Source organism: Mycobacterium sp. TH-M103, assembly GCF_057473785.1.
The window spans coordinates 1-10,150 of record NZ_JBYCLG010000254.1 but is presented as its reverse complement, the minus strand read 5'-3'; the positions used below and the strand labels follow the sequence as shown (position 1 = coordinate 10,150).

Below are 10,150 nucleotides of genomic sequence, written 5' to 3'. Positions count from 1 at the left end.
CGACAAGGGTGGGCCGTATCTGGCGCGCGGGGCCAATGATCTGGTGCCCACCGCCCAACTCCTGGACACCTACAGCCCGGAGATCTACTGCACCCTGCGCAACTACCACGACATCGAGCCCAAAGCCGCCTCGTTCCTGGCCGGCAACGGCTATTCGCTGAACAGCCACACCCAGGCGCTGTCCGGGCTCGGGCTGATCGCCAACCCGCTGTCACTGGTCGCCACCGCGGCGCTGACGATGGGGCTGGGCGGGATCGCCGGTGTGGTCGGCGGCGCCCCCAACCCCTATATGTATCCGGAGAACCTGCCGCGGGTGAACGCCCGCGGCGGCCCGGGCGGCGCGCCGGGGTGCTGGCAGGAGATCACCCACGACCTGTGGCCGGCGCCCGAGCTGGTCATGGACACCGGCAACAGCATCGCGCCGTACAACCACCTCGACACCGGGTCGCCTTACGCGATCGAGTACGTCTGGGGCCGCCAGGTAGGGGATAACACGATCAACCCATGAAAATCACCGGTACTCTCATCCGACTCGGCATCTTCTCGACGGTGCTGCTGCTGTTCACCGCGATGATCATCGTGGTGTTCGGCCAGATGCGGTTCGACCGAACCAACGGGTATTCGGCGGAATTCAGCAACGTCAGCGGGTTGCGGGCCGGCCAGTTCGTCCGGGCGTCCGGGGTGGAGGTCGGCAAGGTCAGCTCGGTGCATCTGACCGACGGTGGCAAGCGGGCGCGGGTGGACTTCGCCGTCGACCGCGGGATCCCCCTGTATCAGTCCACGACCGCACAGATCCGCTACCTGAACCTGATCGGTGACCGCTACCTGGAGCTCAAACGCGGCTCGGGCGAGGGCGCCGACAAGGTCCTGCCGCCCGGCGGGTTCATCCCGTTGTCGCGCACGTCGCCGGCGCTGGACCTCGACGCGCTCATCGGCGGGTTCAAACCGCTGTTCCGGGCGCTGGACCCGGAGAAGGTCAACACCATCGCCACCACGCTGATCACGGTGTTCCAGGGCCAGGGCGGCACCATCAACGACATCCTCGACCACACCGCGCAGCTGACGTCGCAGCTCGGCGAGCGCGACCAGGCGATCGGCGAGGTGGTCAAGAACCTCAACATCGTCCTGGACACCACGGTGCGGCACCGCAAGGCGTTCGACGACAGCGTCAACAACCTCGAGGTGCTGATCACCGGCCTCAACGACCACCGCCAACAGCTGGCCGGCGGGACCGCGCACATCAGCAACGCCGCCGGGACGGTGGCCGACCTGCTGGGTGGGGACCGCGCCCTGCTGCACAAGACCATCAATGACCTCGACGCCATCCAGCAGCCGCTGCTCGACCAGCGCGAGCAGCTGATCGACTACCTACACAAGGTGCCGACCGCGCTGAACATGATCGGGCGCGCGATCGGGTCCTACGGGGACTTCGTGAACTTCTACTCCTGCGACATCACGCTCAAGCTCAACGGGCTGCAGCCCGGGGGGCCGGTCCGCACGGTCCGGCTCTTCCAGCAGCCGACGGGTAGGTGCACGCCGCAATGAGAACGCTGGAACCCGCCAACCGGCCCCGCATCGGCCTGATGGGCATCCTGGTGATGCTGCTCGTGCTGGGCGTGGGCCAAAGCTTCACCAGCGTCCCGATGCTGTTCGCCAAACCTAGCTATTACGGGCAGTTCACCGACACCGGGGGCATCAGCACCGGCGACAAGGTCCGCATCGCGGGCATGGACGTCGGCAAGGTGGAGGGCCTGAAGATCGACGGCGACCACATCGTGATGAAGTTCTCGATCGGGACTACCACCATCGGCACCGAGAGCCGGCTGGCCATCAAGACCGACACCATCCTCGGCAAGAAGATCATGGAGGTCGAGACGCGGGGTTCCCAGCGGCTGCGGCCCGGGGCCACACTGCCGATCGGGCAGAGCACCACCCCCTACCAGATCTACGACGCGTTTTTCGACGTCACCAAGGCCGCCTCCGGCTGGGACATCGACACGGTCAAGACGTCGCTGCATGTGCTCTCGCAGACGGTCGACCAGACCTACCCGCACCTGAGCGCCGCCCTGGAGGGCGTCGCCAAGTTCTCCGACACCATCGGCAAGCGCGACGACCAGATCAAGCACCTGCTGGCCCAAGCCAACCAGGTGGCCAGCGTGCTGGGCGACCGCAGCGAGCAGGTCGACCGGCTGTTGGTCAACACCAAGACGCTGCTGGCCGCCTTCAACGAGCGCGGCCAGGCCATCAACGCCCTGCTGGGCAACATCGCGGCGTTCTCCGAGCAGGTCAAGGGGTTCATCAACGACAACCCGAACCTCAACCACGTGCTCGAACAGCTGCGCCAGATCAGCGAAATCCTGGTGCAGCGCAAGGAGGACATCGCCACGGGGCTCACCGAGGTCGGCCATTTCCTGCCGTCGCTCAACGAGGCCATCGCGTCGGGTCCGTTCTTCAAGGTGGTCCTGCACAACCTGGCTCCCTACCAGGTGCTGCAGCCCTGGGTCGACGCGGCGTTCAAGAAGCGCGGCCTCGACCCCGAGGACTTCTGGCGCAGCGCCGGGCTGCCGGCGTTCCGGTTCCCCGACCCCAACGGCACCCGGTTCCCCAACGGCGCGCCGCCGCCGGCGCCCCCGGCGCTCGAGGGCACCCCGGATCATCCGGGGCCGGCCGTCCCGCCTGGGTCACCGTGCTCCTACGCGCCGACGCCCGACGAGCTGCCCCGGCCCGGCAACCCCATGCCCTGCGCCGGCGCGACCACCGGGCCGTTCGGTGGGCCGGCCTTCCCGGCCCCGGTCGACGTGCAGACCTCGGCGCCCAACCCCGACGGCCTGCCGCCCACGCCGGGCATCCCGATCGCCGGGCGCCCGGGTGACCCACCGCCGGACGTCCCGGGCACCCCGGTGCCGCTGCCGACGCAGGCACCGCCGGGCGCGCGCACCGAGAACCTCGCGCCGGCCGGCCCGACGCCGCCGCCGTCGACGTTCGCCCCGGGCCTGCCGCCCGGCCCGGCGGCACCGCCCGGGCCCGGCGAGCAGTTGCCGGCACCGTTCATCAATCCCGGCGGGACCGGGGGCAGCGGCGCAGCGGGAGGGGGTAGCCAGAATTGAGCACGATCTTTGACATCCGGAACCTGCGCTTGCCGAAGCTGTCGCGGGCCTCGGTCATCATCGGCTCGCTCGTGGTGGTGCTGGCCCTGGTCGTGGCGTACGTGGGTTTCCGCCTGTACGAGAAGCTGACCAACAACACCGTGGTGGCCTATTTCCCGGAGGCCAACGCCCTTTATCCCGGCGACAAGGTCCAGATCATGGGCCTGCGGGTGGGCTCGATCGACAAGATCGAGCCGGTGGGCGACAAGATGAAGGTCACCTTCCACTACCAGAACCAGTACAAGGTTCCGGCCAACGCCTCGGCGGTGATCCTCAACCCGACCCTGGTCGCCTCGCGCGCCATCCAGCTCGAGCCCGCCTACAAGGGCGGTCCGGTGCTGGCCGACAATGCGGTGATCCCCGAGAACCGCACCCAGGTCCCCGTCGAGTGGGACCAGCTGCGCGACAGCATCACCAACATCGTTTCCAAGCTGGGGCCCACCAAGGAGCAGCCGACGGGGCCGTTCGGTGAGGTCATCTCGGCCTACGCCGACGGGCTGGCCGGCAAGGGCAAGCAGATCAACACGACGCTCAACAGCCTGTCGCAGGCGTTGACCGCACTCAACGAGGGGCGCGGAGACTTCTTCGCGGTGGTGCGCAGCCTGGCGCTGTTCGTCAACGCGCTGCACGCCGACGATCAGCAGTTCGTCGCGTTGAACCAGAACCTGGCCGACTTCACCACCCGGCTCGCGAGCTCCGACGGCGCCCTGGCCAATGCCGTGCAGCAGTTCGACGGCCTGCTGTCCACCGTGCGCCCGTTCCTGAACAAGAACCGCGAGGTGCTGATCCAGGACATCGACAACCTGCAGACGGCGACAAATACGCTGCTGCAGCCGGAGCCGCTCAACGGCCTCGAGACCTTCCTGCACGTCGGTCCGACAGCCGGAGCCAACATCAACCAGATCTATCACCCGTCGCACGGATCGGTCGTGGCCATCCCGGCGGTCACCAACTTCGCCAACCCGATGCAGTTCATCTGCAGCACGATCCAGGCCGGCAGCAGGCTCGGGTACCAGGAGTCCGCCGAGCTGTGCGCGCAGTACTTGGGGCCGATCCTGGACGCGATCAAGTTCAACTACCCGCCGTTCGGGTTGAACCTGTTCAGCACCGCCGAGACGCTGCCCAAGGAGATCGCCTACTCCGAGCCGCGGCTGCAGCCGCCCAACGGGTACAAGGACACCACCGTGCCGGGCATCTGGGTGCCCGATACACCGACGTCGCACCGCAACACCCAACCGGGCTGGATCGTGGCCCCCGGGATGCAAGGGGAGAAGGTGGGACCGATCACCGCCGGACTGATGACCCCGGACTCGCTGGCCGAACTCATGGGTGGGCCCGACATCGCGCCGGTCCAGTCCGACCTGCAGACCCCGCCGGGGCCGCCGAACGCCTACGACGAGAACCCGATCCTGCCCCCGATCGGCGTGAATGCACCGCAGGTGCCGATTCCGCCGCCACCGCCGGGCCCCGGCGTGGTGCCGGGACCCGTCGCGCCGACACCGTCGCCTCTCGACGCGGGGATGGGCCAGTGAGGGCCGCGATGAGCGCGGGACGCGCGAAGAGCGGGCCGAACCATGGGGCGGTGAGGGCCGCGATGAGCGCGGGACGCGCGATCCGCCACCGCTCCTGGCAGGCCCTCGCGCTGGGCGTGGCCGCGCTGATGCTCAGCTCCTGTGGCTGGAAAGGGATCGCCAACGTCGCGATCCCGGGCGGCCCGGGCACCGGGGCGAACTCCTACACCGTCTACGTGCAGGTGCCCAACACGCTGGCCATCAACGGCAACAGCAAGGTGATGGTCGCCGATGTCTATGTCGGGTCCATCCGGGCGATCCAGCTGAAGAACTGGGTGGCCACGCTGACGCTCGGGATCGACAAGAGCGTCAAGCTGCCCATGAACGCCACCGCCAAGATCGGGCAGACCTCCCTGCTGGGCTCCCAGCACGTGGAGCTGGCCGCACCGCCCAACCCGTCGCCGCAGCTGCTCAAGGACGGCGACACCATCCCGCTCAAGCACTCGTCGGCGTTTCCCACCACCGAGCAGACGCTGGCCAGCCTCGCGCTGATCCTGCGCGGGGGCGGCATCCCCAACCTGGAGGTGCTGCAGAACGAGGTCTACAACATCCTCAACGGGCGCGGTGACCAGATCCGCTCGTTCCTGGGCAAGCTGGACACCTTCACCACGCGGCTCGACGAGCAGCGCAACGACATCACCCACGCGATCGACTCGACGAACCGGCTGCTGGCCTACGTGGGCGGGCGCGCCGACGTCCTCGACCGGGTGCTGACCGACGTCCCGCCGCTGCTCAAGCACTTCGCCGACACCAAGAACCTGCTGATCAACGCCACCGACGCGGTGGGACGGCTCAGCCAGTCCGCCAACCAGTACCTGTCTGAGGCGCGCGGGCCGCTGCACCAGGACCTGCAGGCGCTGCAGTGCCCGCTCAAGGAGCTGGGACGGGCCTCGCCGTACCTGATCGGTGCGCTGAAACTGATCCTCACCCAGCCGTTCGACATCGACACGGTGCCCAAGATGTTCCGCGGGGACTACATCAACATCTCGCTGACGCTGGACCTGACCTACAGCGCCATCGACAACGCGTTCCTCACCGGCACCGGACTGTCGGGGTCGTTGCGCGCCCTCGAGCAGTCGTTCGGGCGCGACCCCGAGACGATGATCCCCGACGTGCGCTACACCCCGAACCCGAACGACGCGCCGGGCGGGCCGCTGGTGGAGAGGGGGGACCGGAATTGCTGACCCCCTTCGTCAAACGCCAGCTGGTCGCGTTCGGGATCATGACGGTGATCTCCCTGCTGGTGCTGGGCGTCTACTACCTGCAGATCCCGAGCCTGGTCGGCATCGGCCGGTACACGCTGCAAGCCGACCTGCCCGCCTCGGGCGGGCTGTATCCCACCGCCAACGTGACCTACCGCGGCATCACGATCGGCAAGGTCACCGACGTCGAGCCCACCGAGCGGGGCGCCCACGCGACGATGAGCATCGACAGTCGCTACAAGATCCCGGTCGACGCCGTCGCCAACGTGCACTCGGTGTCGGCGGTCGGTGAGCAGTACCTGGACCTCGTGTCGACCGGGCACCCGGGCAAGTTCCTCTCGCCGGGGCAGACGATCACCAAGGGCACGGTGCCGGCCGCGATCGGGCCGGCGTTGGACACCGCCTACAAGGGCTTGGCCGCGCTGCCCAAGGACAAGATCAGCCAGCTGCTCGACGAGACGGCGCAGTCGGTCGGCGGTTTGGGCCCGGCCCTGCAGCGGCTGGTCGACTCCACCCAGGCGATCGTCGGGGACTTCAAGACCAACATCACCGACGTCAACGACATCATCCAGAACTCCGGGCCGCTGATCGACAGTCAGGTCAAGTCCGGGGACGCGATCGAGCGCTGGGCGCGCAACTTGAACCACCTGTCGGCGCAGGCCGCCCAGCAGGACCAGAGCCTGCGGAGCGTGCTGCACCAGGCGGCGCCCACGGCCGACCAGGTCAACGAGGTCTTCGGCGACGTCCGGGATTCGCTGCCGCAGACGCTGGCCAACCTCGAGGTCGTCTTCGACCTGCTCAAGCGCTACCACGCCGGCGTGGAGCAGCTGCTGGTGTTCCTGCCGCAGGGCGCCTCGATCGCGCAGACGGTGGCCGCGCCGTTCCCCAACCAGGCCGCGCTCGACCTGGCGTTGTCGATCAACCAGCCGCCTCCCTGCCTGACCGGCTTCATCCCGGCCCCGCAGTGGCGGTCCCCGGCCGACACCAGCCTGGCGCCCCTGCCGAACGGCACCTACTGCAAGATCCCGATGGACACCCCGGCCAACAGCGTCCGCGGGTCGCGCAACATTCCCTGTGTCGACGTCCCGGGCAAGCGGGCCGCCACGCCGCGGGAGTGTCGCGACCCCAAGCCCTACGTCCCGGCCGGAACCAACCCCTGGTACGGCGACCCCAACCAGATCCTGACCTGCCCCGCGCCCGCGGCCCGCTGCGACCAGTCGGTGCGGCCGGGCCAGGTGATCCCGGCGCCGTCGATCAACACGGGGCTCAACCCGGCGCCCTCGGACCGGGTGGCGGGCACGCCGCCGCCCACCAGCGACCCGCTGACGCGGCCGGGCACCGGTACCGTCGAGTGCAACGGGCAGCAACCCAACCCGTGCGTCTACACTCCGGGCGGGCCACCCACGGCCGTCTACAGTCCCCAGAGCGGTGAACTGGTAGGGCCCGACGGAGTCAGGTATTCCGTCGAAAACTCGACCAAAACAGGAGACGACGGATGGAAGGAGATGCTGGCACCAGCCGGCTGAACCCCACCGACGCGGACGACTCGTCGCGCACCCAGGACATGACCGACGACGCCCCGGAATCCGGGACTCTCCCGGAATCCGAGGGTTGCGAAGCCGATCAGGACGCCCCCGAGGACTCGGCGCCTGCCGATGCCCAGGTGCCGCGGGGCCCGTCGCGGCTGGGCCGCGGCTGGGTGGCCGGCATCGTCGCGGTGCTGCTCGTGAGCGCCGGCGCCGTCGGGGCCGGCGGCTATTTCGCGTTGCGTTTCCACCGGGAGGCCCTGGCCATCGCCCGCGAGGACGCGGCCGCGCTGAAGGCGGCGGTGGAGTGCGTGTCGGCGACGCAGGCGCCGGACCCCAACGCGATGGCGGCGAGCGAGCAGAAGATCATCGACTGCGGCACCGACGCATTCCGGTCGCAGGCCCTGCTGTACACCAGCATGCTGGTGCAGGCGTATCAGGCCGCCAACGTCCACGTGCAGGTCTCGGACGTGCGGGCGGCCGTCGAGCGCAACAACAACGACGGCTCGGTCGACGTGCTGGTCGCCATGCGCGTCAAGGTCGCCACCGACCAGACCCAGAACGAGACCGGCTACCGGCTGCGGGTCAGGATGGCGCTGGCAGAGGGTCAGTACAAGATCTCCAAGCTCGACCAGGTGACCAAGTGACGGTGGTGGTCGAGGAAACTCCCACCACGGCAGTGCCCCCGGCGAACCCGTTGGCGCCGTGGCACATTCGCGCGTGCGCGATCGCGGTGGACGTCGTTCCGGGCGCCGCGGTGATGACGACGTCGGCGCTGGTGGCCTTCACCGTGCGTGAGCACCCCGTGTGGTGGTGGCTGTGGCTGTCGGTCGGCGGGCTGGCGATCCTGGCGACGGCGGTCAACCGGTGGGTGCTGCCGGCCGTCACCGGCTGGAGCCTGGGCCGGGGCGTGTGCGGGATCGCGGTGGCACGCCGGGACGGCGGCGCACCGACGGCGTGGGGGCTGCTGCTGCGGGATCTGGCCCACCTGCTCGACTCGGCCTCGGTGGTGGGCTGGCTGTGGCCGCTGTGGGACTCCCGGCGCCGCACGTTCGCCGACATGGTGCTGCGCACCGAAGTGCGGCAGGCCGAGACGGATCGGCGCGCGCTGCGGCGGTGGACCGCGGTGGTGGTGCTCGCCGCGGCGGCGGCCTGCGTGGCCGGAGCGGCGGCCGCCTATGTGCTGGTGTACTCCCGCGAGCGCGCGACCGATCGGACCGTTGCCCAGCTTGCGATCCAGGGGCCGAAGATCGTCGCACAGATGCTGACCTACGACCCCAAGTCGCTGCACGACGACTTCGCGCGCGCCCGTTCGCTGGCCACCGACAGCTACCGCGACAAGCTCGCCAAGCAGCAGGAGGTCGTGGAGAAGGGCCACCCCGTCATCAACGAATACTGGGTGACCGACAGCTCGATCCAGTCCGCGAGCCCGGACCGGGCGACGATGCTGCTCTTCATGCAGGGCCGCCGCGGCGCGAGCCCCAACGAGCGGTACATCACCGCGACCGTGCGGGTGAGTTTCGCCAAAGCCGAGGGTGGGGGCGACTGGCGCGTCGACGACCTCACCGTGCTGACCAAACCCAAACCTCCTGGCGGCGAAAAATGAGCCCACGCAAGAGGTTTCATCCCGGTGAGGCGCCGCTGCTGGTCGGGCGCCCGGCGCCGGGGCCGCGGCCGCGGGGCCTACCGGTCGCCGCCGCGACCGCCGCGCTGCTGACGGCGGCCGCGATCGCGGTGTGCAGCCTGATGCTGGCCTCCCACGAAAACCACGAGCGCGCCGCGTCCAGGGACCGCGCGGTGCTCGGCTACGTGACCGGCTTCATGACACAGTTCACCTCCATCGACCCCTTCCACGCCAACGACTACGTGTCGCGGATACTGGCCCAGGCGACCGGGGAGTTCGCCAAGCAGTACAAGGCGAACGCGAACAACATCCTGTTGCAGGTGGCCCGCGCCGAACCGGCCACCGGCACCGTGCTCGACGCCGGCGTGGAACGCTGGAACGACGACGGCAGCGCCAACGTGATGGTGGCCACCGCGGTGACCTCCAAGAGCCCGGACGAGAAGCAAGTGATCGAGAACACGAACCGGTGGACGGCAACCGCGACGCAGGAAGGAAATCAGTGGAAGATCAGCAACCTGGCTCAGGTGATCTGACCGCCGATGCGGGCGCTGTCGAGACCGCCGAACCCGCCGCCGAGACGCCCGACGAGACTGCCGCCGAGACGTCCGAGCCCGCCGCCGAGGACGCGACGGTTCCCGAAGACGGCCGCGTCCGGACCAGGCGCCCGGCCGGCAGGCGCCTCGCCGCCGCCGTCGCGGTCGCGGCGTTGCTATTCGTCGGGTCCGCCGCGTTCGCCGGTGCGGCGGTGCAGCCCTACCTGACCGACCGCGCGACCGCCGCCACCAAGATCGAGGTGGCGCGGACCGCGGCCAACGCGATCACCACGCTGTGGACCTACACGCCGGACAACATGAACACCCTCGCCGATCGCGCGTCGCGCTACCTCAGCGGCGATTTCGAGGCCCAGTACCGCAAGTTCGTCGACGCGATCGTGGCCCCCAACAAGCAGGCCAAGGTCACCAACAGCACCGAGGTCACCGGCGCGGCGGTCGAATCGCTGGATGGGCCCAACGCCGTCGTCATCGTCTACACGAACACGTCGTCGACCAGTCCGCTGACCAAGAACGTCCCCGCGCTGAAG

Annotated in this window: 10 protein-coding genes; all 10 read left to right on the top strand. The window is 69.1% G+C overall.

The window, feature by feature from the left end; genetic code table 11:
- Window positions 1-508 (top strand): MCE family protein (locus tag AC2VOR_RS14585; RefSeq protein WP_486964007.1); only part of this gene is annotated, 508 nt, incomplete at its 5' end.
- Entirely contained in the window at window positions 505-1,545 is a 1,041-nt protein-coding gene (locus AC2VOR_RS14580) for a virulence factor Mce family protein (RefSeq protein ID WP_486964006.1), read from the top strand. The genes AC2VOR_RS14585 and AC2VOR_RS14580, both read left to right, overlap by 4 nt.
- Window positions 1,542-3,107: a virulence factor Mce family protein gene (locus AC2VOR_RS14575; protein WP_486964005.1), complete on the top strand. Its 1,566-nt coding sequence runs from the start codon at window positions 1,542-1,544 to the stop codon at window positions 3,105-3,107. Before AC2VOR_RS14580 ends, AC2VOR_RS14575 begins: the two co-directional genes overlap by 4 nt.
- A complete protein-coding gene (locus AC2VOR_RS14570; protein WP_486964004.1) occupies window positions 3,104-4,678 on the top strand; it encodes a virulence factor Mce family protein in 1,575 nt (524 codons plus the stop codon). The genes AC2VOR_RS14575 and AC2VOR_RS14570 overlap by 4 nt, the downstream gene beginning before the upstream one ends.
- Before the next feature lie 62 nt (window positions 4,679-4,740).
- A complete protein-coding gene (locus tag AC2VOR_RS14565) occupies window positions 4,741-5,901 on the top strand; it encodes a virulence factor Mce family protein (RefSeq protein WP_486964003.1) in 1,161 nt (386 codons plus the stop codon).
- On the top strand, window positions 5,895-7,445 hold the full coding sequence (locus AC2VOR_RS14560; RefSeq protein WP_486964002.1) for a virulence factor Mce family protein: 1,551 nt from the start codon (window positions 5,895-5,897) through the stop codon (window positions 7,443-7,445). The genes AC2VOR_RS14565 and AC2VOR_RS14560 overlap by 7 nt, the downstream gene beginning before the upstream one ends.
- Entirely contained in the window at window positions 7,415-8,092 is a 678-nt protein-coding gene (locus AC2VOR_RS14555) for an Mce protein (RefSeq protein WP_486964001.1), read from the top strand. The genes AC2VOR_RS14560 and AC2VOR_RS14555 overlap by 31 nt, the downstream gene beginning before the upstream one ends.
- Window positions 8,089-9,051, top strand: a complete 963-nt coding sequence (locus tag AC2VOR_RS14550; RefSeq protein WP_486964000.1) for an RDD family protein — start codon at window positions 8,089-8,091, stop codon at window positions 9,049-9,051. Before AC2VOR_RS14555 ends, AC2VOR_RS14550 begins: the two co-directional genes overlap by 4 nt.
- Window positions 9,048-9,602, top strand: coding sequence for a mammalian cell entry protein (locus AC2VOR_RS14545; protein WP_486963999.1), 555 nt, complete (start codon window positions 9,048-9,050; stop codon window positions 9,600-9,602). Before AC2VOR_RS14550 ends, AC2VOR_RS14545 begins: the two co-directional genes overlap by 4 nt.
- Window positions 9,569-10,150 (top strand): mammalian cell entry protein (locus AC2VOR_RS14540; RefSeq protein ID WP_486963998.1); only part of this gene is annotated, 582 nt, incomplete at its 3' end. The genes AC2VOR_RS14545 and AC2VOR_RS14540, both read left to right, overlap by 34 nt.

What these genes read in the sequence shown, in the direction of transcription:
- AC2VOR_RS14580 (WP_486964006.1), top strand. Translation starts at nt 505, where the DNA reads ATGAAAATCACCGGTACTCTCATCCGACTCGGCATCTTCTCGACGGTG.
- AC2VOR_RS14545 (WP_486963999.1), top strand. Translation starts at nt 9,048, where the DNA reads ATGAGCCCACGCAAGAGGTTTCATCCCGGTGAGGCGCCGCTGCTGGTC.
- AC2VOR_RS14575 (WP_486964005.1), top strand. Translation starts at nt 1,542, where the DNA reads ATGAGAACGCTGGAACCCGCCAACCGGCCCCGCATCGGCCTGATGGGC.
- AC2VOR_RS14555 (WP_486964001.1), top strand. Translation starts at nt 7,415, where the DNA reads ATGGAAGGAGATGCTGGCACCAGCCGGCTGAACCCCACCGACGCGGAC.
- AC2VOR_RS14565 (WP_486964003.1), top strand. Translation starts at nt 4,741, where the DNA reads ATGAGCGCGGGACGCGCGATCCGCCACCGCTCCTGGCAGGCCCTCGCG.